Origin of the sequence: Pseudomonas thivervalensis (assembly GCF_001269655.1) — a bacterium.
Classification (GTDB): Bacteria; Pseudomonadota; Gammaproteobacteria; order Pseudomonadales; family Pseudomonadaceae; genus Aquipseudomonas; species Aquipseudomonas thivervalensis.
Genome location: NZ_LHVE01000016.1, coordinates 12,886 through 37,341 on the forward strand (window position 1 = coordinate 12,886; position 24,456 = coordinate 37,341).

General features: G+C 62.4%; 22 protein-coding genes. 16 read left to right on the plus strand and 6 right to left on the minus strand.

Annotated elements, in window-relative coordinates; all coding sequences use genetic code 11:
- Positions 1-64 precede the first annotated feature (64 nt).
- Together AD659_RS22645 and AD659_RS22650 are read left to right on the plus strand one after the other, a co-directional pair.
- Positions 65-406, plus strand: coding sequence for a pentapeptide repeat-containing protein (locus AD659_RS22645; RefSeq protein ID WP_053125274.1), 342 nt, complete (start codon positions 65-67; stop codon positions 404-406).
- 220 nt (positions 407-626) lie between these two features.
- Positions 627-899 (plus strand): TfoX/Sxy family protein, encoded by a 273-nt coding sequence (locus AD659_RS22650; protein ID WP_053125275.1) that lies wholly within the window; start codon positions 627-629, stop codon positions 897-899.
- Between the two features lie 404 nt (positions 900-1,303).
- Here the strand turns inward: AD659_RS22650 and AD659_RS22655 are convergent, their stop codons facing one another.
- The 4 genes from AD659_RS22655 to AD659_RS22670 are packed head-to-tail and all read right to left on the minus strand — an operon-like array spanning position 1,304 to position 4,857.
- On the minus strand, positions 1,304-2,155 hold the full coding sequence (locus tag AD659_RS22655; protein WP_053125276.1) for a ChaN family lipoprotein: 852 nt from the start codon (positions 2,153-2,155) through the stop codon (positions 1,304-1,306).
- 22 nt (positions 2,156-2,177) lie between these two features.
- Entirely contained in the window at positions 2,178-2,945 is a 768-nt protein-coding gene (locus AD659_RS22660; RefSeq protein WP_053125281.1) for a heme ABC transporter ATP-binding protein, read from the minus strand.
- Complete coding sequence (locus tag AD659_RS22665) at positions 2,945-3,928, minus strand: FecCD family ABC transporter permease (RefSeq protein WP_167352847.1); 984 nt, start codon at positions 3,926-3,928, stop codon at positions 2,945-2,947. The genes AD659_RS22660 and AD659_RS22665 overlap by 1 nt, the downstream gene beginning before the upstream one ends.
- 50 nt (positions 3,929-3,978) lie before the next feature.
- Positions 3,979-4,857, minus strand: coding sequence for a heme/hemin ABC transporter substrate-binding protein (locus tag AD659_RS22670; protein WP_053125285.1), 879 nt, complete (start codon positions 4,855-4,857; stop codon positions 3,979-3,981).
- Between the two features lie 254 nt (positions 4,858-5,111).
- Here AD659_RS22670 and AD659_RS22675 point away from each other — a divergent pair, with 254 nt between their 5' ends.
- On the plus strand, positions 5,112-5,426 hold the full coding sequence (locus AD659_RS22675; protein ID WP_053125287.1) for a Rieske (2Fe-2S) protein: 315 nt from the start codon (positions 5,112-5,114) through the stop codon (positions 5,424-5,426).
- Here AD659_RS22675 and sfsA read toward each other — a convergent pair.
- The gene (sfsA, locus tag AD659_RS22680) at positions 5,385-6,137 is read right to left on the minus strand and encodes a DNA/RNA nuclease SfsA (RefSeq protein WP_053125289.1); all 753 of its coding nucleotides are present in this window, start codon (positions 6,135-6,137) and stop codon (positions 5,385-5,387) included. The two genes, AD659_RS22675 and sfsA, sit on opposite strands and share 42 nt — an antisense overlap.
- Entirely contained in the window at positions 6,137-7,309 is a 1,173-nt protein-coding gene (locus AD659_RS22685; RefSeq protein ID WP_053125291.1) for a pyridoxal phosphate-dependent aminotransferase, read from the minus strand. Before AD659_RS22685 ends, sfsA begins: the two co-directional genes overlap by 1 nt.
- Before the next feature lie 339 nt (positions 7,310-7,648).
- On the opposite strand from AD659_RS22685, the gene dksA reads away from it, so the two are divergent.
- The 13 genes from dksA to AD659_RS22750 all read left to right on the plus strand — a co-directional run bounded on the left by dksA (position 7,649) and on the right by AD659_RS22750 (position 24,417).
- Positions 7,649-8,092, plus strand: coding sequence for an RNA polymerase-binding protein DksA (gene dksA, locus AD659_RS22690; RefSeq protein WP_053125293.1), 444 nt, complete (start codon positions 7,649-7,651; stop codon positions 8,090-8,092).
- A gap of 231 nt (positions 8,093-8,323) precedes the next feature.
- Positions 8,324-9,205, plus strand: a complete 882-nt coding sequence (gene gluQRS, locus AD659_RS22695) for a tRNA glutamyl-Q(34) synthetase GluQRS (protein ID WP_053125298.1) — start codon at positions 8,324-8,326, stop codon at positions 9,203-9,205.
- 77 nt (positions 9,206-9,282) lie between these two features.
- Complete coding sequence (locus tag AD659_RS29870; protein ID WP_003176118.1) at positions 9,283-9,459, plus strand: hypothetical protein; 177 nt, start codon at positions 9,283-9,285, stop codon at positions 9,457-9,459.
- The gene (locus tag AD659_RS22705) at positions 9,443-12,397 is read left to right on the plus strand and encodes a sensor histidine kinase (RefSeq protein ID WP_162277311.1); all 2,955 of its coding nucleotides are present in this window, start codon (positions 9,443-9,445) and stop codon (positions 12,395-12,397) included. The genes AD659_RS29870 and AD659_RS22705 overlap by 17 nt, the downstream gene beginning before the upstream one ends.
- A gap of 22 nt (positions 12,398-12,419) precedes the next feature.
- Complete coding sequence (locus AD659_RS22710; protein ID WP_053125302.1) at positions 12,420-13,853, plus strand: sigma-54-dependent transcriptional regulator; 1,434 nt, start codon at positions 12,420-12,422, stop codon at positions 13,851-13,853.
- A 716-nt stretch (positions 13,854-14,569) separates the two neighbouring features.
- Positions 14,570-15,967 carry a polynucleotide adenylyltransferase PcnB gene (locus tag AD659_RS22715; protein ID WP_053125304.1) on the plus strand — a complete coding sequence of 466 codons (1,398 nt, stop codon included), beginning with the start codon at positions 14,570-14,572 and terminating at the stop codon, positions 15,965-15,967.
- A 3-nt stretch (positions 15,968-15,970) separates the two neighbouring features.
- A complete protein-coding gene (gene folK, locus AD659_RS22720) occupies positions 15,971-16,456 on the plus strand; it encodes a 2-amino-4-hydroxy-6-hydroxymethyldihydropteridine diphosphokinase (protein ID WP_053125305.1) in 486 nt (161 codons plus the stop codon).
- 326 nt (positions 16,457-16,782) lie between these two features.
- Positions 16,783-17,583, plus strand: coding sequence for a 3-methyl-2-oxobutanoate hydroxymethyltransferase (gene panB / locus AD659_RS22725; RefSeq protein WP_053125307.1), 801 nt, complete (start codon positions 16,783-16,785; stop codon positions 17,581-17,583).
- The gene (panC, locus tag AD659_RS22730; protein ID WP_053125309.1) at positions 17,580-18,440 is read left to right on the plus strand and encodes a pantoate--beta-alanine ligase; all 861 of its coding nucleotides are present in this window, start codon (positions 17,580-17,582) and stop codon (positions 18,438-18,440) included. Before panB ends, panC begins: the two co-directional genes overlap by 4 nt.
- A 183-nt stretch (positions 18,441-18,623) precedes the next feature.
- Positions 18,624-19,004: an aspartate 1-decarboxylase gene (panD, locus tag AD659_RS22735; RefSeq protein WP_003205654.1), complete on the plus strand. Its 381-nt coding sequence runs from the start codon at positions 18,624-18,626 to the stop codon at positions 19,002-19,004.
- A gap of 336 nt (positions 19,005-19,340) precedes the next feature.
- The gene (pgi, locus tag AD659_RS22740; protein ID WP_053125311.1) at positions 19,341-21,005 is read left to right on the plus strand and encodes a glucose-6-phosphate isomerase; all 1,665 of its coding nucleotides are present in this window, start codon (positions 19,341-19,343) and stop codon (positions 21,003-21,005) included.
- Between the two features lie 240 nt (positions 21,006-21,245).
- Positions 21,246-23,183, plus strand: a complete 1,938-nt coding sequence (gene acs, locus AD659_RS22745; protein WP_053125314.1) for an acetate--CoA ligase — start codon at positions 21,246-21,248, stop codon at positions 23,181-23,183.
- Positions 23,184-23,400: 217 nt separating this feature from the next.
- Complete coding sequence (locus AD659_RS22750; protein WP_053125316.1) at positions 23,401-24,417, plus strand: class I SAM-dependent rRNA methyltransferase; 1,017 nt, start codon at positions 23,401-23,403, stop codon at positions 24,415-24,417.
- Positions 24,418-24,456 lie beyond the last annotated feature (39 nt).

Below are 24,456 nucleotides of genomic sequence, written 5' to 3' on the forward strand. Positions count from 1 at the left end.
CCGGCTTCACGGTCGCCAAATAGTGGCACTATAATGGCATCATAAAACCAACAGGTGATATGAAATGAGCCATCCCAAGATTCTCAACAGCCCGCTTTATGCCTTGCTGCGCAAAGACGATATCGCCGGGTTCAACAGTGAACGCCCACAAGGTCCGGTCGACATGCGCGGCGGCGATTTTCGTGGCCTCGATCTGCGGGAACTGAACGCGGACGACGTTGATTTCACCGATGCGTATTTTCGCGCCACCGATTTACGCGGCATCGATTTCCGCAAATCGTCATTGGAAGGCGCGAGCCTGGCCCATGCACAGATATCCGGGGCCTACTTCCCGCCTGAACTGTCTGCGGACGAAATCCTGATGTCGATGAACTTCGGCACCCGGCTGCGCTACCGCACCCGCTGACATTGCTATACCGGGTCGGCCAATACGCAGACCCACCATGCCCGTAAACCTCCAGCGCCCCCGCTTGCGCTGGAGAATGCAGCCCTTTTCCCCCTTATCGTGCGTAATGCATTAGAAGCTTTTGCATTGAATCCCACCAAAGAATCACGCTTTTCCTACTGACCGCTACACTGCTCAGAAGCTTGCCCACCGCACCATTCGGCCGTCGCAAGGAGGCTCGATGAATGATGAACTGCAACACCTGAAGAATCTGGGCAAGACATCGGCCCAGTGGCTACACGCCGTGGGTATCCACAGCGCTTCTGATCTACGCCGGCTCGGGGCAGTGGATGCCTATCGCGCCGTGCGTACTCGCGGCTTCCGGGCGTCCAAGGTGTTGCTGTACGCCATCGAGGGCGCGTTGATGGATGTGCATTGGAATGACATCCCCGCTGAACGCAAGGAAGCCCTGAATAAACAGTTGGACGCCCTTTCGACGCGCCACAAGGCCTGACGCCCCTTCCGTCCCCAGCGCGAACCCTGGCCGCAAGGTTATTTCAACGAATCACAAAACAATGTTTGACATGGTAATGAGAATCGCTATGATTACCACATCCGGTCGCGAGACTGGTCGATATTTGAACAGCCCTTGGTTCGGACTCTCAGATATCTCCTCATCAGGCTAATCACGGTTATTTGACCCGGCTCTTGCCGGGTCTTTTTTTGCCTGGAAGAAACGCTCCCTCTCACACATTGCCCCGTGGGAGCTATGTAGGAGCTATGTAGGAGCTATGTAGGAGCTATGTAGGAGCTATGTAGGAGCTATGTAGGAGCTGTCGAGTGCAACGAGGCTGCGATCTTTCCCCGGACACTTGAGTCCCAAGCGAAAGATCAAAAGATCGCAGCCTTCGGCAGCTCCTACCGGGCGGGGTTGGACTCACGCATCTGCGCACAATAATCCTGAGGTGGCATGGCCGGGGTGTACCACACGTAGTCCGCCATGGCCGAGGTCACATCACTGCCCTCTTCGGCCAGCATCAGGACGATCGGTGCCTCGCTGGCGCCAAGGTCCAACGCATGCAGCGGCACGCCAACGTCCTTTCGCCCATGCCAGGCGCCGACGAGCAGCAATGCCGGGGTCGGCGCTTGCAGCAGGCGTTCGGCCATGCGCCGGTCACGTTGTTGCTGCACGGCCAGCATCGGCGGCATTTGCGACTCTGGCAGCAAACCACAGTGGGATTCACGGATCTGTCCCAACAATACGTCCTTCACCGCGACGGCATTGGAGCGAGCCCCCTGCAAGCTGGGTGCTTGTCGATAGAAACGCTGGATCTCGGCGGTGTCGAGATTGGCGGCCAGCAACGGATAGCGTTGCGCCAGGGCAAACTCGACGACGGGCCCATAGAGATTCCAGTCCCAGCCGGGGGACCAGGCCAGCGCGCCTGGCAGATCCTTGGGCAAGGCGGGCAACCGGCGGACCGAATCAACCCGTGGTTGCTGCGAGGGGGTGAGCATTTCCAGTAACAGGCTGCCTTGGGCCCGCTGCCCGGCCAAGGCCTGGAGCAGCCACAGTTGCAGCGCGTGGTGATCAGGATTGTCGTGCCGCTCCCCCACCACCACCCGCGGCGCTTCTGCCAGACGCTCGACCAACGCCCGGGGCGTCAGGGCCTGGCCGTTGTGCAAATCACGAATCCGCCCGCCGAGCGGGGGCGGTGCGAGGCTCTGACACGCCGTCAGTACGCTCAATGCCAGAATCAGGAACAGGCGCACGTCCGTATCCTCCAGGGCGCCCTCAGCGGGCAATGATCAAGGGATGTCCGCGCTCCGGATGGTCTTGCACCAGTACGTCCAGGCCAAACACCGCCTTGAGTGGTTCCGGGCGCAGCACGTGCCGGGGCGTGTCCAGGGCCACCGGTCGACCGGACGCGAGCAGCAACAGGCGATCACAGTAACGCGCCGCCAGGTTCAGGTCATGCAGGATCACCAGCACAGCGGCGCCGCGACTGGCGAACTCACGCACCGCCTGGAGAATGGTGTGCTGATGCAGCGGATCGAGCATCGAGGTCGGTTCGTCCAGCAACAGGGTCTGCCCCGCTTCACCGGGCCACAATTGCGCCAACACCCGCGCCAGATGCACCCGCTGGCGCTCACCGCCGGACAACGCCAGGTAACTGCGACCGTGCAGATGCGCGGCGTCTGCCGCTTGCAGTGCCGCGGCGACGATTTGCTCGTCGCGCAGCCGGCCACTCTGGTGCGGCAGGCGCCCCATGCCGACGACTTCCTCGACCCGGAAGGCAAAATCCAGGGTCGAGGACTGCGGCAAGACTGCCAGGCGCCGGGCGCGCTCGGCACCCTGCCAGTGGGCCAGCGGTCGCTCATCGAGCCAGACCTGCCCCTGGCTCGGGCGCATTTCGCCACACAGGCCGGCCAGCAAGGTACTTTTGCCCGCACCATTGGGCCCGAGCACACCCAGTACTTCGCCGGGGCTGAGCAATAGATCGACGTCCGCCAGCACGGTTTTCCGGCCACGCTGAATGTGCAGGTTCTGTGCTCGCAACATCAGGCGCGGCCTCGCACCAATAGATAGAGAAAGAACGGCGCACCGATGAAGGCCGTGACGATGCCGATCGGCAATTCCGCGGGGGCCAGCGCCAAGCGTGCCACCAGGTCGGCGAGCAGCAACAGGCTCGCCCCCGCCAGCACTGAAGCCGGCAGCAACACCCGGTGGTCGGGGCCGGCCACCAGGCGTACCAGATGCGGCACCACCAGCCCGACGAAGCCGATCATGCCCGCCGCCGCCACCGCCGCGCCAACCCCCAGGGCCGTACAAAACACCAGCTCACGCTTGAGGGCTTCGACGTTGACGCCCAAATGAGCAGCCTCGGATTCGCCCAGCAACAGTGCATTGAGTTCGCGGGCCCGGCGTGGCAACCAGAGCGCCACACCGGCGCTGACCAGCAACAGCGGCCACAACCTCGCGTAACTGGCGCCATTGAGACTGCCCAGGTTCCAGAACGTCAGGGTGCGCAGGGTCGCGTCGTCCGCCAAGTAGGTGAACAGGCCGACGGCGGAACCGGACAGGGCGGTCAGGGCAATACCGGCCAGGAGCATGGTCGCGACATGGGTCCGGCCGTTGCGGCGACCGAGACGATAGACCAGCGCCGTCACGCCGAGCCCGCCAAGGAACGCACACAACGACAACACGTAAGGGCCGAAGGCATCGGGCAACCCGCCCAGTGCCGAGCCAGCGACAATCGCGAACGCAGCCCCGAGTGCCGCGCCGCTGGACACGCCCACCAGCCCCGGGTCCGCCAGCGGGTTACGGAACAGTCCCTGCATCGCCACACCGGACAATGCCAACACCCCGCCCACCGCCAAGCCGAGCAGGGTGCGTGGCAAGCGGATCTGGCCGAGGATCAGTTCGGCCTGTTCCAGGCCATCGGCGGCCACTGGCAAGCCCAGCAGGCGCAAAGCCGCGCGCAAGGTGTCCAGCAGCGGCAAGCTCACCGGCCCCAGTGCCAGGGACAACCAGGTCGCCAACAGACACAGCAGGCCCAGGCCAATGAACAAGGTGCGTGGCTTGACCAATGAGGTCATGGCGCCGTGGCCGACTCATCTGGATAGAAGCCCGCCATCAGCTTCACCATGCTTTGTGGCAAACGCGGCCCCAACCCGCCCACCAGCAGCGTCGGGTCGAGTTCCATGACGCGCCCGTCCCTGGCGGCCCGGGTGGAGGACAGAATCGGGTTTTCCCTGAACAATGCCGCACGCGCCTCTTCACCGCTCAGGGCACGGTCGGCGAAGACCAGCACTTCTGGATTCAAGCTGGCGAGGGTTTCCACGGAAAAAGACTTGTAGCCGCTGTGGGTCGCCAGGTTGTGACCACCGGCCTGCTGCAACAGCCAGTCGGCGGCCGTGCCCTGGCCAGCGACGAGTGGCTTGCCGCCGGAGCTGCCCACCAGCAGCAATACGCCGGGCGCCTTTTGTTTGCGCTGGGCCTCGGCCACCCGGGCATGTTGCTGGGTGAGCTGTTTCTGATAGCGGTCGAACAACCGTGCCGCCTCGGCCTCGGTCCCCAGCAATTGCCCCAGGTGCTGCAAATTGCCTTGCAGGGTCGGCAGGTCTGGCGTGGCCGAGAAAAGTTCGACCTGCACGCCGGCGCTGCGAATCTGCGCCAGCACCGGTGGTGGCCCCATTTCTTCAGTGCCGACCAGAATCTGCGGACGCAGGCTCAATACGCCTTCCGCGGACAATTGTCGCTGATAGCCAATGCTAGGCAAGGCCCGCAAGGCTTCAGGATGCTGGCTGGTGGTGTCCACGCCCACCAGCTTCGGCTCGCCGCCCAGCGCACTGACCCACTCCGACAGGGCCCCGCCGGCGCTGACCCAACGCTGCGGCAAGTCGGCCGCGCTGGCCCCCTGGTTGACCAACAGGGCGACACAGAGCGCAACAACGCGGATGTTCAGGCGCATCGGGCAGCTTCCTCAAAGAAGTTTTTCGCAGGATCGGGTAGGGCCAAGTATCCTCAGCCACCTGCGAAGGAGGCGCCATTTGATAATTGTTTTCATTTGACCGTCAAGCATAGTCATCTGTGGCATGAACCTCTGTGGGAGCGAGCCTGCTCGCGATAGCGGTGTGTCAGTCACATTAAGGCTGGCTGATCCACCGCTATCGCGAGCAGGCTCGCTCCCACAGGGGACCTTTCAACACAAATATTGAGACACACATGAAGTTTCTTTGTACCGCCGCCGAAGTGCCGGACAACGGCAGTCGCGGTTTCGACCTCGATGGGCGCAAGGTCCTGGCCGTGCGACGCGCCGGCCAGGTGTATGTCTATCTCAATCGCTGCCCGCACCGTGGCGTACCGCTGGAATGGCAACCCGACCAGTTCCTCGACCCCAGCGCCAGCCTGATCCAGTGCGCCACTCACGGCGCGCTGTTCCTGATTGAAAGCGGCGAATGCGTGGCCGGCCCCTGCGCCGGTCAGTTCCTGGCTGCGCTAGACAGCCGGGAGGACGAGCAAGGCATCTGGATCGTGTAGCGGTTCAAGCAACACCGGCAACGCACGGTCCACCCACATCTGCTCGGGCGTCAACGTCACCCCGTAGGCCAGTACCTCCACCCCCGCCGCCACCGCCTCACGCAGGGCTGCGGCGTACACCGGGTCGATTTCGTATGCCGGGCGCACCGCCTCGATGCCACTCAGGTTCACGCAATACAGCTGCACCGCCCGCACGCCTTCCCGGGCCAGGCAGGCAAGCTCCCTCAAATGTTTGGCCCCGCGCAGCGTCACCGCATCGGGAAACGCCGCCACGTGGGTGCCATCGAAACCCAGCGTGACACTTTTGACTTCGACCCAGGCCGAGCCTTGTTCATAGTCCAGGCGAAAATCGATACGGCTGTTTTCCACGCCATAGGCGACTTCACGCTTGAGCCCGGTAAACCCGTTCAGTTCGCTGATGACCCCGGCGCGCAAGGCTTCCTCGACCAAAGCGTTGGCCCGCGCGGTATTGATGCAGGCGAGCCGTCCCTGAGGGGTTTCACCGATTTCCCAGGTGCCGGGCAACTTGCGCTTGGGGTCGTTGGAGCGACTGAACCAGACGCGCGCGCCTTCGGCCATGCAATTGAGCATCGAGCCGGTGTTGGGGCAATGAATCGTGAGGAGTTCGCCGTGAACGGTCTCGATATCAGCGAGAAAACGCTTGTAACGTCGAATCAAGCGACCTTCTTCCAACGCAGGGAAAAAACGCATCAGCCTTGCCAGCTCCGTAGCCCACGTTCGATTCGCTCCACCGCTTCCTGTAGCCGCGGCAGGCTCTGGGTATAGGCGAAACGCACATGGTGGCCGGCCTGGTGACGGCCGAAATCCAGACCCGGCGTGAAGGCCACGTGTTCGCTTTCCAGGAAGTGCTGGCAGAACGCAAAGGCATCGCCACCGAACGCACTGATATCGGCATAGAGGTAAAACGCCCCTTCTGGCTCTACCGCGATACCGAAGCCCAACTCACGCAAGGCTGGCAGCAGAAAGTCACGGCGCAACGCGAACTCGGCCCGTCGCTGCTCGAAGATCTCGATGGTGGCGGGCTCGAAACAGGCCAGGGCGGCGTACTGGGCCATGCTCGGCGCACTGATGTAGAGGTTCTGCGCGAGCTTTTCCAGCTCGCCGATGGCCGCCGAAGGGGCCACCAGCCAGCCCAGCCGCCAACCGGTCATGCCGAAATACTTGGAAAAACTGTTAAGGACAAAGGCGTCGTCGTCGACTTCCAGCACGCTGGCGGCGTCGGTGCCGTAGGTCAGGCCGTGATAGATCTCGTCCACCACCAGATGGCCGTTGTGGCCCTTGATGGCCTTGGACAAGCCCGCCAGCTCGTCCCGGGTGAGAATCGTCCCGGTCGGGTTGGCCGGCGAGGCCACCAACGCACCGACGCTGTCCTGGTCCCAATGACGGTTCACCAGGTCTGGCGTCAATTGGTAGCGCACATCCGGCCCCACCGGCACCAATTGCGCCGCGCCTTCCACCAGGCGCAGGAAATGACGGTTGCACGGATAACCCGGGTCGGCCAACAGCCAATGCTTGCCCGGGTCCACCAGCAAGGCGCTGGCCAGCAGCAACGCGCCGGAGCCGCCCGGCGTGATCATGATCCGGCGCGGATCGATGTCTACCCCATAACGTTGCCCATAGAAACCCGAGATGGCCTCGCGCAACTCAGGGATGCCCCGGGCCGCGGTGTAACGGGTCTTGCCCGCCGCCAGCGCGGCCTGGCCGGCCTGGATAATCGGCTCGGCGGTGGTGAAGTCCGGCTCGCCGATCTCCAGGTGAATGACGTCATGCCCGGCGGCTTGCAGTTCGTTGGCGCGGGCCAGCAACGCCATCACATGGAAAGGTTCGATGGCGCGGCTGCGCGCACTGTAGGGCTGAGCCATTGGCCTTCCTTTCAGGGGAAAAAGAACCGATTCTACCCAACTCGGCCCCCCCTGCGGGAACGAGCACGAACCCAAAGCGGTCTGAGCCCTCGGATTGCAGGAAATGACTCCCGCGATTGGCCCAGGCTTGACTAGAATCAAGCATTGAGCAGGTTTACATCCCCACCGAAACGAACCCGGCCACGTTTTACAGGCCCCGGCTGCCGCAGGCTCGACAACCGGGAGTAGCGCGGCCCGATTTGATCTGGTAAGTTCGCCCGCTTGCAGCCGCAGGGCCGGCAGGTGTCGGTGATGGAGCAATCCTGCGTAGTGGATTACAAGAGTAGAGGCGGTCCATTCATGCCCACCCAAACAAAGCAAAATCCAAATAACACGCTCAGCGGGTTTGAGCCTTACGTCCCGCAAGCTGGCGAAGAGTACATGGGCGCCCCCATGCGCGCGCACTTCACCAAGATCCTGAACAAGTGGAAACAGGACTTGATGCAGGAAGTCGACCGCACCGTGGATCACATGAAAGACGAAGCGGCCAACTTCCCCGACCCGGCCGACCGTGCCAGTCAGGAAGAAGAGTTCAGCCTCGAGCTGCGCGCCCGTGACCGTGAGCGCAAGCTCATCAAGAAAATCGACAAGACCCTGCAACTGATCGAAGACGAAGAATACGGTTGGTGCGAGTCCTGCGGCGTCGAGATCGGCGTCAAGCGCCTGGAAGCCCGTCCGACCGCCGACATGTGTGTCGACTGCAAGACCCTGGCGGAAATCAAGGAAAAACAGGTCGGCAAGTAATCGCCGGGGCTGTCACCGAAACGGAGCGTTCATACGCTCCGTTTTTTGTTTCCGATATTCTCCCCAAGCTTTGGTGCCCCCTGTGGGAGCGAGCTTGCTCGCGATAGCGACCTGTCAGACACATCAATGTCGGCTGCCCCACTGCTATCGCGAGCAAGCTCGCTCCCACAGGGGATATGCTTTGTTGTCGAGATTGTATCCCTACCGCCCGGACCCAGTAACATTCGCCCTATGACTGCCTACATCGGACGCTTCGCCCCCACCCCCAGCGGCCACCTGCATTTCGGTTCGCTGGTCGCCGCACTCGCATCGTACCTCGATGCCCGGGCCGTGGACGGGCGCTGGTTGCTGCGCATGGAAGACCTCGACCCGCCCCGGGAAGAACCGGGCGCGCAAGCGGCGATTCTCAAGGCACTGGAAAGCTACGGGTTCGAATGGGACGGCGAGATGGTTCGCCAGAGCGAGCGCCATGACGCCTACGACCAGATCATTAACCGGCTGTTCAACCAGGGCCTGGCCTATGCCTGCACCTGTTCGCGCAAGCAACTGGAGGCGTACCAGGGCATTTATCCGGGCCTGTGCCGCAATGCCGGGCACGGCACCGAGGACGCGGCCATCCGCCTGCGCGTCCCCGAGCTTGAACACCACTTCACCGACCGGGTCCAGGGCGAGTTCCGCCAGCACCTGGGCCGCGAGGTCGGTGACTTCGTGATCCGCCGCCGCGACGGGCTCTACGCCTATCAATTGGCCGTGGTCCTGGACGACGCCTGGCAAGGGGTGACCGATATCGTGCGCGGCGCCGACCTGCTGGACTCCACGCCGCGCCAACTCTACCTGCAGGAACTGCTCGGGTTGCCACAACCGCGTTACCTGCACGTGCCGTTGATCACCCAGCCCGACGGGCACAAGCTCGGCAAATCCTACCGTTCCCCGCCCCTGGCGGCCGACCATGCCACGCCAATGCTGCTACGGGCGTTACGCGCACTGGGCCAGCAACCAGGTCTCGAACTGGTCGGTGCCAGCCCACGGGAAGTGCTGGCCTGGGGCATTCGCCACTGGGACGCGGGCAAGATCCCGCGCACACTGAGCCTGCCCGAAGCGCAAATCCGTTGACGGCCCTTGCAGCTTGGCGCCCATCCGTTACCATCGCCGCACGTTTTCGGGCACGCGCATAAATTAGAGAGGCCGGGATGTATATCTATCGCTTGGTCCTGCTCCTGGTAGTGGGGATTTACCTGTTCTCCCCGGCCATCATGGATTGGTGGATCGATGCCACGGGTGCCTGGTATCGGCCGTATCTGCTCTGGCTGATTCTGATTGTCGTGACCTTCATCCTGCAGAGCCAAAAAGATGCCGATGAGCTTTAGCCTGACCCAGATGATCCTGATCAGCGCCGCCTACCTGGCGGTGCTGTTCGGCGTAGCCTGGATCAGTGAACGGGGCATGATTCCCCGGGCGATCATCCGCCACCCGCTGACCTACACCCTGTCGCTGGGTGTCTATGCCAGCGCGTGGGCGTTCTATGGCACGGTCGGGCTGGCCTACCAGTACGGCTATGGTTTCCTGTCCAGTTACCTGGGGGTGTCAGGAGCGTTCCTGCTGGCGCCGGTGTTGCTCTACCCGATCCTGAAAATCACCCGTACCTACCAACTGTCGTCGCTGGCCGACCTGTTCGCCTTTCGCTTTCGCAGCACCTGGGCCGGTGCGCTGACCACGATCTTCATGCTGGTCGGGGTGTTGCCGCTGCTGGCCCTGCAGATCCAGGCCGTGGCCGACTCCATCAGCATCCTGACCCGCGAGCCGGTGCAGCACCGAGTGGCGTTGAGCTTCTGTGCACTGATCATTCTGTTCACGATTTTTTTCGGCTCCCGGCACATCGCCACGCGGGAGAAACACGAAGGCCTGGTGTTCGCGATCGCCTTCGAATCGGTGATCAAGCTGATCGCCATCGGCGGCGTCGGTCTCTATGCCCTGTACGGCGTGTTCGATGGCCCGCAGCAGCTTGAGCTTTGGCTGCTGCAGAACCAGACTGCCCTCGCCGCCCTGCACACGCCGTTGCAGGAAGGCCCGTGGCGCACGCTGTTGCTGGTGTTCTTCGCCTCGGCGATCGTGATGCCGCACATGTACCACATGACCTTTACCGAAAACCTCAACCCGCGCTCGCTGGTGAGCGCCAGTTGGGGTTTGCCGTTGTTCCTGCTGTTGATGAGCCTTGCAGTGCCGCTGATCCTCTGGGCCGGTTTGAAGCTGGGCGCCAGCACCAACCCGGAATACTTCACCCTCGGCATCGGCATCGCCGCCAACAGCAAGGCCCTGGCGTTGCTGGCGTACGTGGGCGGCCTGTCGGCGGCCAGCGGCTTGATCATTGTCACCACGCTGGCGCTGTCGGGCATGGCCCTGAACCACTTGGTACTGCCGCTCTACCAGCCACCAGCCGAAGGCAATATCTATCGCTGGCTGAAATGGACCCGCCGGGCGCTGATCGTCGCAATCATCATGGCCGGCTACGGTTTCTACCTGATGCTGGGCGACGGGCAGGACTTGGCCAACCTGGGCATCGTCGCCTTCGTCGCCACCTTGCAGTTCCTGCCCGGCGTGCTGTCGGTGCTGTATTGGCCGACCGCCAACCGCCGCGGTTTCATCGCCGGCCTGCTGGCAGGGATCCTGGTGTGGCTGTTCGCGATGCTGCTGCCGCTGATGGGTAACCTGCAGGGCTTCTATATCCCGCTGCTGAATATGATCTATGTGCTCGACGACACCAGTTGGCACATGGCGGCCATCGCGTCCCTGGCGGCGAACGTACTGATGTTCACCCTGATTTCGCTGTTCACCAACGCCAGCAGCGAAGAAGCCAGCGCCGCCGAAGCCTGCGCGGTGGACAACGTGCGCCGCCCGCAGCGCCGTGAGCTGCATGCCGCCTCGCCCCAGGAATTCGCCACGCAACTGGCCAAGCCCTTGGGCGCCAAAGCCGCACAAAAGGAAGTCGAACAGGCCCTGCGCGACCTCTACCTGCCCTTCGATGAACGCCGCCCGTACGCCTTGCGTCGCCTGCGGGACCGGATCGAGGCCAACCTGTCCGGCCTGATGGGCCCCAGCGTGGCCCAGGACATGGTCGAAACGTTCCTGCCCTACAAGGCCGGCGGCGAGAACTATGTCACCGAAGACATCCACTTCATCGAAAGCCGCCTCGAGGATTATCACTCGCGCCTCACGGGCCTGGCCGCCGAACTGGACGCCTTGCGCCGTTACCACCGCCAGACCCTGCAGGAACTGCCGATGGGCGTGTGCTCGCTGGCCAAGGACCAGGAAATCCTGATGTGGAACAAGGCCATGGAAGAGCTGACCGGGATCGCCGCCCAGCGCGTGGTCGGTTCCCGCCTGAGCACCCTCGGCGAGCCGTGGAAAGGCTTGCTGCAAGGCTTCATCGACCTGCCGGACGAGCACTTGCACAAACAGCACCTGGCCCTCGACGGCCAGACCCGTTGGCTGAACCTGCACAAGGCGGCGATCGACGAGCCGTTGGCCCCGGGTAACAGTGGCCTGGTGCTGCTGGTCGAAGACCTGACCGACACCCAGATGCTCGAAGACAAGCTGGTCCACTCCGAACGACTGGCCAGCATTGGCCGGTTGGCCGCCGGGGTGGCCCATGAAATCGGCAATCCGATCACCGGCATCGCCTGCCTGGCGCAGAACCTGCGCGAAGAACGCGAGGACGACGGCGAGCTGACGGAAATCAGCGGCCAGATCCTCGAACAGACCAAGCGCGTGTCGCGCATCGTCCAGTCGCTGATGAGTTTCGCCCACGCCGGCGGTCACCAGCACAATGACGAGCCGGTCTGTCTGGCCGAAGTGGCCCAGGATGCAATTGGTCTGCTGGCCCTCAACCGGCGCAATTTCGAAGTGCAATTCTTCAACCTGTGCGATCCGGACCACTGGGTCGATGGCGACCCCCAGCGGCTCGCCCAGGTGTTGATCAACCTGTTGTCCAACGCGCGGGACGCCTCACCGGCCGGCAGCGCGGTGCGGGTCAAGAGCGAAGCTTTCGAGCACACGATCGACCTGATCGTCGAAGACGAAGGCAGCGGTATTCCACAGAACATCATGGACCGATTGTTCGAACCCTTCTTCACCACCAAGGATCCTGGCGAAGGCACCGGTCTGGGCCTCGCACTGGTCTATTCCATCGTTGAAGAGCATTATGGACAAATCACCATCGACAGCCCGGCCGATGTTCAGAGCCAACGCGGCACCCGTATCCGGGTGACCTTGCCGCGTCATGTCGAAGCGACGTCCGCTGTGAACTGAGACCGTCGAGAGAATCGAATCAATGCCGCACATTTTGATCGTCGAAGACGAAACAATTATCCGCTCCGCCTTGCGCCGCCTGCTGGAACGCAACCAGTACCAGGTCAGCGAAGCCGGCTCAGTGCAGGAAGCACAAGAACGTTTCAGCATCCCCACGTTCGACCTGATCGTCAGCGACCTGCGCCTGCCTGGCGCCCCGGGCACCGAGCTGATCAAGCTCGGCCAGGGCACGCCGGTGCTGATCATGACCAGCTACGCCAGCCTGCGCTCGGCAGTCGATTCCATGAAAATGGGCGCGGTGGACTACATCGCCAAACCGTTCGACCACGACGAGATGCTCCAGGCCGTGGCCCGCATCCTGCGCGACCGACAGGCGGCGACCAGCAACCCTGCGGAACCCGTCGGCAAGGCCAGCGCCTCGGCGAAAGCCGGCGCCAGCAACAATAATGGCGAAATCGGCATCATTGGCTCCTGCCCGCCCATGCAGGACCTGTACAGCAAGATCCGCAAAGTCGCGCCGACCGACTCCAATGTCCTGATCCAGGGCGAGTCCGGCACCGGCAAGGAGCTGGTGGCCCGTGCCCTGCACAACCTGTCGCGCCGGGCCAAGGCACCGATGATCTCGGTGAACTGCGCGGCGATTCCGGAGAGCCTGATCGAGTCCGAACTGTTCGGTCACGAGAAAGGCGCATTCACCGGCGCCAGCGCCGGGCGTGCCGGGCTGGTGGAAGCGGCGGACGGCGGCACGCTGTTCCTCGATGAAATCGGCGAGCTCCCACTCGAAGCCCAGGCGCGGTTGCTGCGGGTACTCCAGGAAGGCGAAATCCGCCGGGTCGGCTCGGTGCAGTCGCAGAAGGTCGATGTCCGCCTGATCGCGGCCACCCACCGTGACCTCAAGAGCCTGGCGAAAATCGGCCAGTTCCGCGAAGACTTGTATTACCGCTTGCACGTGATCGCCCTGAAGCTTCCTGCCCTGCGCGAGCGTGGCGCAGACGTCAACGAAATCGCCCAGGCGTTTTTGGCTCGCCAGAGCGCGCGAGTCAACCGCACCGACCTCAAGTTCGCCCCGGACGCCGAACAGGCCATTCGTCACTACGCCTGGCCGGGTAACGTTCGAGAGCTGGAAAACGCGGTGGAGCGGGCGGTGATCCTGTGCGAGAGCCCGGAAATCTCTGCCGACCTGCTGGGCATCGACATCGAACTGAGTGACCTGGACGACGAAGAATTCATCGGCCTGGCCCCACAACAGGGTGGCGCTGCCAACAACACCAGCCACGAACCCACCGAAGACCTGTCCCTGGAAGACTATTTCCAGCATTTCGTCCTTGAACACCAGGACCACATGACCGAGACCGAACTGGCGCGCAAGCTGGGCGTCAGCCGCAAGTGCCTGTGGGAACGTCGCCAGCGCCTGGGGATTCCACGGCGCAAGACCGGAGCGACCAGCGAAAGCTGAGGTGTGGGGGTAACACCACTGAAATGTGAAAAAACTGTTACCCCAGTCTTTCTCACGTAACAGAAGCCGGGGTTTACGGTAACGAAACCCCGGCTTTTTTTTGCCCCGAAAAAATGGGCATAACCATAGAACCCCCGGTTTCGCTGGGCCCCGCAAAAGTTGGCACGCACCCTGCTATAGCTTTGGTACAAGAACAATAACAAGCAATGCAAAAGACAATAAAAACAAGACGAATCGACTCACGCACAACAAAAACAAGATGGCGAGAGGCGCAGCTAACTGATTCTTTTGGAGAGGCGTTGTATTTGGGGCTTGCCCCACAACCAGACCGAGAACAATAAAACTGTCTCAAGACAGATGCCTGAACTGGTTGGATCGATTGATCATTGCAACACAGCGACCAAAGCAATCCGTTTGCTCTTGGCTCCCGATTGGGAGGGTCACGAAGGGAAAACCTCGTGGCGCGGGCACTCAACAAAAACAAGAAGCCCGAAACCAATAATAAAAACAGAGCACGCAACTAATTCTGGGGGAGCTTCGGCTCCCCTTGTGGTTTCTGTCGTTCCATCTCCCCGCAGCCTACAAGGCTTGTCGCCAAAGCTTGCAGCTCTAAACTGCTCCGTCCTACACCATCACTCGACTAAATGCTAGAATCCCCGCCCATCATGCGGTCATTCTTCGTTTTTGGCCGAACATTCCTTCAAACAGTGCATCCCATGCTGAAGAAGCTGTTCCAGTCATTCCGTTCTCCCTTGCGTCGTACGCAACACATTCGCAGCACGCCTGAAGTGCTCAACAGCGGCCAGCATTCCCTGCAGAAGGCCCAGTTCAGCCGTTATGCGGTGAACATCGTCGAACGTTTGCAGAACGCCGGCTACCAGGCTTACCTGGTCGGTGGCTGCGTGCGCGACATGCTGCTCAACATCACCCCCAAGGATTTCGACGTCGCCACCAGCGCCACGCCGGAGCAGATACGGGCCGAGTTCCGCAACGCACGGATCATTGGCCGGCGCTTCAAGCTGGTCCATATCCACTTCGGCCGCGAAATCATCGAAGTGGCGACCTTCCGCGCCAATCACCCGCAAAACGAGGAAGAGGAAGACAGCAACCAGTCTTCCCGCAACGAGAGCGGGCGCATCCTGCGCGATAACGTCTACGGCACGCTGGAAGAAGACGCGCAACGCCGCGACTTCACCATCAACGCCCTGTATTACGATCCGGTCAGCGAACGCATCCTCGATTACGCCAACGGCGTACACGACATTCGCAATCGCCTGATCCGCCTGATCGGCGACCCCAAGCAGCGCTACCAGGAAGACCCGGTGCGAATGCTGCGGGCCGTGCGTTTCGCCGCCAAGCTGGATTTCGGCATCGAAAAACACAGCGCCATGCCGATTCGTGAACTGGCGCCGATGCTGCGGGAAATCCCTTCGGCCCGGCTGTTCGAAGAAGTGCTCAAGCTGTTCCTGTCGGGCAACGCGGCAGACACCTTCGAGATGCTGGTGGACCTGCAACTGTTCGATCCGCTGTTTCCCGCCAGCGCCGAGGCCCTGGAGCACAACCCGACCTACACCCACACCTTGATCAGCGAAGCACTGATCAACACTGACCTGCGCATCAAGCAGAACAAGCCGGTGACGCCGGCGTTCCTGTTCGCCGCCCTGCTCTGGCCTGCCCTGCCGGCCCGCGTGTTGCGCCTGCAAGACCGTGGCATGCCGCCGATCCCGGCGATGCAGGAAGCCGCCCACGAGCTGATCGCCGAACAGTGCCAGCGCATCGCCATCCCCAAACGCTTCACGATGCCGATCCGCGAGATCTGGGACATGCAGGAGCGCCTGCCTCGGCGCAGCGGCAAACGTGCCGACCTGCTGCTGGACAACCCGCGTTTCCGCGCCGGCTACGACTTCCTGCTGTTGCGTGAAAGCGCGGGCGAGCAGACCGATGGCCTGGGCGAATGGTGGACCGATTACCAGGACGCCAACGACAGCGAGCGCCGCGACATGATTCGTGAGCTCAGCGGCAAGGAAGACGGCGCCAGCGGCCCACGCAAGCGTCGTCGTAGCAGCGGGGCCAAACGTAAACGTGCCAGTGAACCGAGCGCTTCGGGCGAATAATCGATGGAACGCATCTACATCGGCATGGGCAGCAACCTCGCCGAACCCGCCGAACAACTGCGCAGTGCCGTCCAGGCGCTGGCGCAATTGCCCGATACCCAACTGGTGGGGGTCTCGGCGTTTTATCAAAGCGATTCCCTGCTACCCGGCCAGCCACGCTACACCAACGCGGTGGCGGCGCTGGACAGCCTCCTGGCACCGCTGGACCTGCTCGATGCACTGCAAGCCATCGAAACCGGACAGGGTCGCGAACGCCTCGAACGCTGGGGCCCGCGCACCCTGGACCTGGATATCCTGCTGTTCGGCGATCGCCTGATCGACGAGCCCCGCCTCAAGGTTCCTCACTACCACATGCAGGCCCGGGCTTTTGTGCTTTACCCACTGGCCGAACTGGCCCCCGCCGACCTGCGCCTGGCCGATGGTCGATTGCTCAAGAATCTCCTTGCGGCGTGCCCATTCGTCGGCCTGGAACGCTTGCCGCCCGCTTGAAATAGTTTCCTTGTGGGAGCGAGCCTGCTCGCGATAGCGGTATATCGGTCGACGTCTATAGTGATTGGCCCACCGCCATCGCGAGCAGGCTCGCTCCCACAGGTTCCAGCACCAGATAGTCATTCTGGGACGCACCTCCAAGCTGAAACGCATCAGTAACCCCGGTAACACCCGGCGGTAACACATCCAATTGACTTCCCCCGTACTCCTCACGACTATAGGCGTCCCGTCGCCGCCAACGCGGCGCTAATGGGCGTAATCCAGGCCTTACAAGCACCACGCATAGAAGGTGCGCCTGTATTCGAGCGCCTAATGAGGACTTTTTCATGCCAGCTATTACCCTGACCACGCTGCAAGGTCTCAAGCAAAAAGGTGAAAAAATCACCATGCTGACCTGCTATGACGCAACCTTCGCCCACGCCTGTAATGAGGCCGGTGTCGAAGTGCTGCTGGTGGGCGATTCCCTCGGCATGGTGCTGCAAGGCCACGACAGCACGCTGCCGGTGACCACCGCCGAGATGGCCTACCATGTGGCCGCCGTCAAACGCGGTAACACCGATGCGCTGATCCTCGCCGACCTGCCGTTCATGGCCTACGCCACCCTCGAACAAACCATGACCAACAGCGCCATGCTGATGCAGGCCGGTGCCCACATGGTCAAGGTCGAAGGCGCGCTGTGGCTGGCCGATTCGATTCGGTTGCTGGCCGAGCGGGGCATCCCGGTGTGCGCGCACCTGGGCCTGACCCCTCAGGCGGTGAATATCCTCGGTGGCTACAAGGTCCAGGGCCGCAATGAGAACCAGGCGCGGCAGATGCGCGCCGATGCGATTGCGCTGGAGCAGGCGGGCGCGGCCATGTTGCTGCTCGAATGCGTGCCCAGCGAACTGGCTGGAGAGATCACCCAGGCGGTGAAGATCCCGGTGATTGGAATCGGTGCCGGCAACGCCACTGACGGCCAGGTATTGGTGCTGCACGACATGCTCGGGCTGTCGATCACCGGTCGCGCGCCCAAGTTCGTGAAGAACTTCATGGCTGGGCAAACTTCTATCCAGGGCGCCTTGAGTGCCTACGTCGCTGACGTCAAGGCCGCGACCTTCCCGGGCGCCGAACACGGGTTTTCTGCATGAACACCGTCAAAACCGTACGCGAACTGCGGGCCGCCGTGGCCCGTGCCCGCGGCGAAGGCAAGCGCATTGCCTTCGTGCCGACCATGGGCAACCTGCACAGCGGCCATGTGGCGTTGGTCACCAAGGCCGCGCAACGGGCCGACTTCGTGGTGGCGAGCATTTTCGTCAATCCGCTGCAGTTCGGCGCTGGCGAAGACCTGGACAAATACCCCCGCACCCTGGCGGCCGACCAGGAGAAACTGCTCCAGGCCGGCTGCCATCTGTTGTTCGCCCCCAGCGTCGACGAGATGTACCCCGACGGCATGGCCGGACAGACCCGGGTCAGCGTCCCGCAACTGTCCGAAGGCTTGTGCGGCGCCAGCCGTCCCGGGCACTTCGAGGGCGTGGCGACAGTGGTCAGCAAGCTGTTCAACATGGTCCAGCCTGACCTGGCGGTGTTTGGCCAGAAAGACTTCCAGCAACTGGCGGTGATCCGCGCCCTGGTCCATGACCTGAACATGCCGATCCAGATCATCGGCGAGCCGACCGTTCGCGCCGAAGACGGCCTGGCGCTGTCATCGCGCAATGGCTTCCTCAGCCCGGATCAACGCGCCGTCGCGCCCGTGGTCTATCGCGTCCTGAGCCAGATCGCCGAGGCAATCAAGCAGGGCCAGCGGGATTTCCCGGCGCTGATCGGGGAACAGCTCAAGCAACTCGAAGCCGCCGGCCTGCGTCCCGATTACCTGGAAATCCGTCACGCCAAGACCTTGCGTCCGGCGTTGAGCGAGGACCGCGACCTGGTGATCCTGGTGGCCGCCTTCCTCGGGACCACGCGCCTGATCGACAACCTGCACCTGGACCTCGACACCCCCGCCTGAACACTACAAAACCCTGTGGGAGCGAGCTTGCTCGCGATTGCGGTGGATCAGTTGCCCCCCGGTGACTGACACGCTGCAATCGCGAACAAGCTCACTCCCACAAGGGGCTTGCGGTGTTATTGCCGCCTCGTCAGCCTTCAGGCAGACTGCCCGCCGTCTTGGACCCGACCAGAGGAAACATACATGCACGCCATCATGCTCAAGGCCAAGCTGCACCGCGCCGAAGTCACTCACGCCGTGCTCGACTACGAAGGCTCCTGCGCCATTGATGGTGAGTGGCTGGACTTGTCCGGGATCCGTGAATACGAACAGATCCAGATCTACAACGTCGACAACGGCGAGCGCTTCACCACCTACGCCATCCGGGGCGAGGAAGGTTCGCGGATGATTTCGGTGAACGGCGCCGCGGCGCACAAGGCCAAGGTCGGTGACCGCGTCATCATCTGCGCCTACGCCCACTACAGCGAAGCCGAACTGGTCAACTTCAAGCCTCGCATGCTGTACATGGCGCCGGGCAATGAACTGAGCCACACCAGCAATGCGATTCCGGTGCAACTGGCCTGATCGATACACCTGCTTCACCACTGCCCCTGTGGGAGCGAGCTTGCTCGCGATAGCGTCGGCACATCCAGCATCAGGGTGAGACACACCGCCATCGCGAGCAAGCTCGCTCCCACAGTGAGTAATCTGCGTTTCCGTCTGTCGGACCTTTCCCGCCCAGTTGTATAAAAAAGTACCGGAGACCGGTCAGACAAAGTCAAGACAGATCGCAACGCGAGGTTTACTGTAGTCGCCCTGTGTCCGGCGATCGTGTCGATGCAGTGTCCGGACGCCCACCCCGAGCCGAGCCGGAATTTTTAGTGTACAAAAGGTCGTTCAAGTAAAAGGAAACCCGCAGCGATGGCGTACTACCGAACCCCTCATGACGTGACCGCTCTGCCAGCCTGGCAAGCGCTGAATGACCACCGCAAAGCCATGCAGGATTTCAGCATGCGCGAAGCGTTCAATGCCGATCCGCAGCGTTTCACTCAATTCACTCTGTCGAGTTGTGGCCTGTTTCTCGACTACTCGAAAAACCTGATCAACGCCCAGACCCGCGACCTGCTGGTGGGCCTGGCCAACGAAGTCGACCTCAAGGGCGCGATCAAGGCCCTGTTCGACGGCGAAATCGTCAACGCCTCGGAAAAGCGCCCTGCCCTGCACACGGCCTTGCGTCGGCCGGTGGGCGAAAAGTTGCTGGTCAACGGCGTCAACGTGATGCCGGACGTACATAAAGTACTGAACCAGATCACTGACCTGGTGGGCCGCATTCACGACGGCCTGTGGCGCGGCTACACCGAAAAGCCCATCACTGACGTGGTGAACATCGGCATCGGTGGTTCCTTCCTTGGCCCGCAGCTGGTGTCCGAAGCGCTATTGTCCTACACGCACAAAGGCGTTCGCTGCCACTACCTGGCGAACATCGACGGCAGCGAGTTCCACGAGCTGACCATGAAGCTGCGCGCCGAGACCACGCTGTTCATCGTCTCGTCGAAATCCTTCAACACCCTCGAAACCCTGAAGAATGCTCAGGCCGCCCGCGCCTGGTACCTGGCCCAGGGTGGCTCCGAAGCGGAGCTGTATCGCCACTTTATCGCCGTGTCCAGCAACAACGCCGCCGCCGTGGCCTTCGGCATCCGTGAAGAAAACATCTTCCCGATGTGGGACTGGGTCGGGGGTCGTTACTCCCTGTGGTCGGCCATCGGCCTGCCGATCGCCCTGGCCATCGGCATGTCGAACTTCAAGGAATTGCTCTCCGGCGCCTATTCCATGGACCAGCATTTCCAGAGCGCACCGTTTGAACAGAACATGCCGGTGCTGCTGGCGCTGCTGGGCGTCTGGTACGGCAACTTCTGGGGCGCTCAGAGCCATGCGATCCTGCCGTACGACCACTACCTGCGCAACATCACCAAGCATTTGCAGCAATTGGACATGGAGTCCAACGGCAAGAGCGTGCGCCAGGACGGTACGCCGGTGTCGACCGACACGGGCCCGGTGATCTGGGGCGGCGTTGGCTGCAACGGTCAGCATGCCTACCACCAGTTGCTGCACCAGGGCACCCAGTTGATCCCGGCCGACTTCATCGTGCCGATCGTCAGCTTCAACCCGGTTGCCGACCATCACCAGTGGCTGTACGCCAACTGCCTGTCCCAGAGCCAGGCGCTGATGCTGGGCAAGACCCGCGCCGAAGCCGAAGCCGAGCTGCGAGACAAAGGCGCCAGCGAAGAAGAGGTGCAGACACTGGCCTCCCACAAAGTGATCCCGGGCAACCGTCCAAGCAACACCCTGGTGGTCGAACGCATCAGCCCACGGCGCCTTGGCGCATTGGTGGCGCTGTATGAACACAAGGTATTCGTGCAGAGCGTGGTCTGGGGCATCAACGCCTTCGACCAATGGGGCGTGGAGCTGGGCAAGGAACTGGGCAAGGGTGTCTACAACCGCCTGGTGGGCAGCGAAGAAAACCCGGCCGAAGATGCCTCGACCCAGGGCTTGATCAACTACTTCCGCGGTCGTCACCGCGGGTGATAGTCTGGCAGGGCGGCTCACCCGCCCTGTCACCTTTTGTTAAGGACAGTTCCTTCGGCTGGTTATCCGCAAACCGTGGAGTACACGGTACTGTAGGAGCTGCCGAAGGCTGCGATCTTTTGATCTTGATCTTTCACCTGGCACTCAAGTGGCATTGAGAGAAAAGATCGCAGCCTTCGGCAGCTCCTACGAGGGTCGTGCCGCTCCCCTCTTGTCGCAAAACAAGAATAAGGAACCGTCATGTTCGATATCAGCCAGTACCCCCACGCCGATGCCGTCCGCCGGGCTGCGCAACTGAGTCAGGACGAGTACAAGCGGCTCTATAAAGAATCCATCGAACACCCGAGCGCCTTCTGGGCCGAGCAAGCCACGCGCTTTCTCGACTGGATGACGCCCTGGCAAACCGTCCAGCGCTATGACCTCAAGAACGGCGACGCGACCTGGTTCGCCGGCGGCAAGCTGAACGTCAGCGCCAATTGCATCGACCGTCACCTGGACACCCGTGGCGAGCAGATCGCGATCATCTGGGAAGGCGACGCCCCTGCCGAGTCGGCGCAAATCACCTACAAGAAATTGCACAATCATGTCTGCCGCCTGGCCAACGTGCTGAAAAGCCGTGGCGTGAAGAAAGGCGACCGGGTCTGCATCTACATGCCGATGATCCCCGAGGCCGCCTACGCCATGCTCGCCTGCACCCGCATCGGCGCGGTGCATTCAGTGGTGTTCGGCGGTTTCTCACCGGACTCCCTGCGCGACCGGATTCTCGACGCCGATTGCCGCACCGTGATCACGGCTGACGAAGGGGTGCGCGGTGGGCGCTTCATACCGCTCAAACGCAACGTCGATAAAGCGCTGGAAAGCTGCCCGAACGTCAGCACCGTGCTGGTGGTCGAGCGCACCCAGGGCGAGGTGGACTGGGCTGAAGGTCGTGATCTCTGGTATCACCAGGCCATGCACGACATGAGCGACGATTGCCCGCCCGAACCGATGGACGCCGAAGACCCGCTGTTCATCCTCTACACCTCCGGCAGTACCGGCAAACCCAAGGGCGTGCTGCACACCACGGGCGGCTATCTGCTGCAAGCGGCCATGACCTTCAAGTACGTGCTCGACTACCGCGACAACGAGGTGTTCTGGTGCACCGCCGACGTCGGCTGGGTCACCGGCCATAGCTACATCGTCTATGGCCCGCTGGCCAATGGCGCGACCACGCTGATTTTCGAAGGCGTGCCGAGCCACCCCAGCAGTTCGCGCTTCTGGCAGGTGATCGACAAGCATCAGGTCAACATCTTCTACACCGCGCCGACCGCCTTGCGCGCGTTGATGCGCGAAGGGGCCGGACCGTTGCAGGAAACGTCCCGCAAAAGCCTGCGATTGCTCGGCAGCGTCGGTGAGCCGATCAACCCGGAGGCGTGGGAATGGTATTTCAATGTAGTAGGCGAACAGCGCTGCCCGATTGTCGATACCTGGTGGCAGACCGAAACCGGCGGCATCATGCTCAGCCCGTTGGTCAGTGCCCCACGGCTCAAGCCGGGCTGCGCCACGCGGCCGATGTTCGGCGTGCAACCGGTCTTGCTGGATGAGGTGGGCAAGGAAATCAGCGGTGCCGGCAGCGGTGTGCTGGCGATCAAATCCAGTTGGCCGGGGCAGATCCGCAGCGTCTACGGCGACCATCAACGCATGGTCGATACCTACTTCAAGCCCTATCCCGGTTATTACTTCACCGGCGACGGCGCGCGGCGCGACGAAGACGGCGATTACTGGATCACCGGACGCATCGACGATGTGATCAACGTCTCCGGGCACCGCATTGGCACCGCCGAGGTGGAAAGCGCCCTGGTGCTGCACGACAACATTGCCGAAGCGGCCGTTGTCGGCTACCCCCACGACCTCAAGGGCCAGGGCATCTATGCCTTTGTCACGCCGATGAATGGGGTCGAGGCCAATGACGAGTTGAAGAAGGAATTGCTGGCTCACGTCAGCAAGGAAATCGGCAGCTTCGCCAAGCCGGAACTGATCCAGTGGGCGCCGGCGCTGCCCAAGACCCGTTCGGGCAAGATCATGCGGCGCATCCTGCGCAAGATCGCCTGCAATGAACTCGACAGCCTTGGCGACACCTCGACCCTGGCCGATCCAAGCGTGGTGGAGGGGCTGATCGACAAACGCCTGAATCGCTAGGCCAGACACAAGAACCTGTGGCGAGGGAGCTTGCTCCCGCTGGGGTGCGAAGCGCCCCTGTTTTTTACAGGGTGCGATCGCGATTTAGCGTCTGCTGCGCAGCCGAGCGGGAGCAAGCTCCCTCGCCACAGGGGTACCTGCCTCACATCTGTATGCGATACCCGAGTATCCATAACTGCTAAACTCCCGCGCCTCATTTCTCTAAGGCGCGCCCGGCATGTCTTCCCTGAATCAGGCGCTGCGCGCCGCCCTCGACCAACGCCAGGCACTGCTCGGCCAACTGCACCAGCAAGGTACCGACTGCTACCGCCTGTTCCACGGCAGCCAGGAAGGCGCGCCCGGCCTGACCGTCGACCGCTATGGCCCGCAACTGCTGGTGCAGAGCTTTCATCAATCGCTGGAGCGCGACGACCTGCTGCAATTGCACGGCATCGTCAACGAACGGCTGGGCCTGGAGACCCTGTTGGTCTACAACGACCGCGCCCGGGGCAATTCCCGCGTCGACCGCCAGGACACGGTCTATCAGGCTGACGAGGCCGCCCTGCAAGACCTGGTCGGGCATGAATGGGGCTTGAATTATCGCGTTCGCGGCCGGCATGCCGGGCAGGATCCCCTGCTGTTTCTCGACCTGCGCAACGCCCGGGGCTGGGTCAAGGCACACAGCCGCGACAAAAGCGTGTTGAACCTGTTCGCCTACACCTGCGGCGTCGGCCTGAGCGCTGCGGCCGGTGGCGCGCGGGAGGTGTGCAACCTGGACTTCGCAGAAGGCAACCTGGCCGTGGGCCGCGAAAACGGCCTGCTCAACCCCGATTTGCCGCCGATGGAATTCGTGCAGTCGGATTACTTCCCGGCGATCCGCCAACTGGCTGGCCTGCCCATCAGCCAGCGGCGCGGGCAGAAACTGCCCAGCTACGTGCGCCTGGAGCAACGCCAGTACGACCTGGTCCTACTCGACCCACCGGCCTGGGCCAAAAGTGCGTTCGGCACCGTCGATCTGTTGCGCGACTACCAAAGCCTGCTGAAGCCGGCGCTGCTTACCACCGCCGACAATGGCGTGCTGATCTGCTGCAACAACCTGGCAAAAGTGCCCATGGACGACTGGCGCGAGCAGGTCTTGCGTTGTGCGGAAAAGGCCGGTCGCCCGGTGCGCGAGTGGAGCGTGCTGACACCCGGCGGCGATTTTCCTTCCCTGGACCAGCAACCACCGCTCAAGACGCTGATCCTCCAGCTCTAGGCCCGGGCCTGAAATCTCACATGGAAACCAGACAAATCT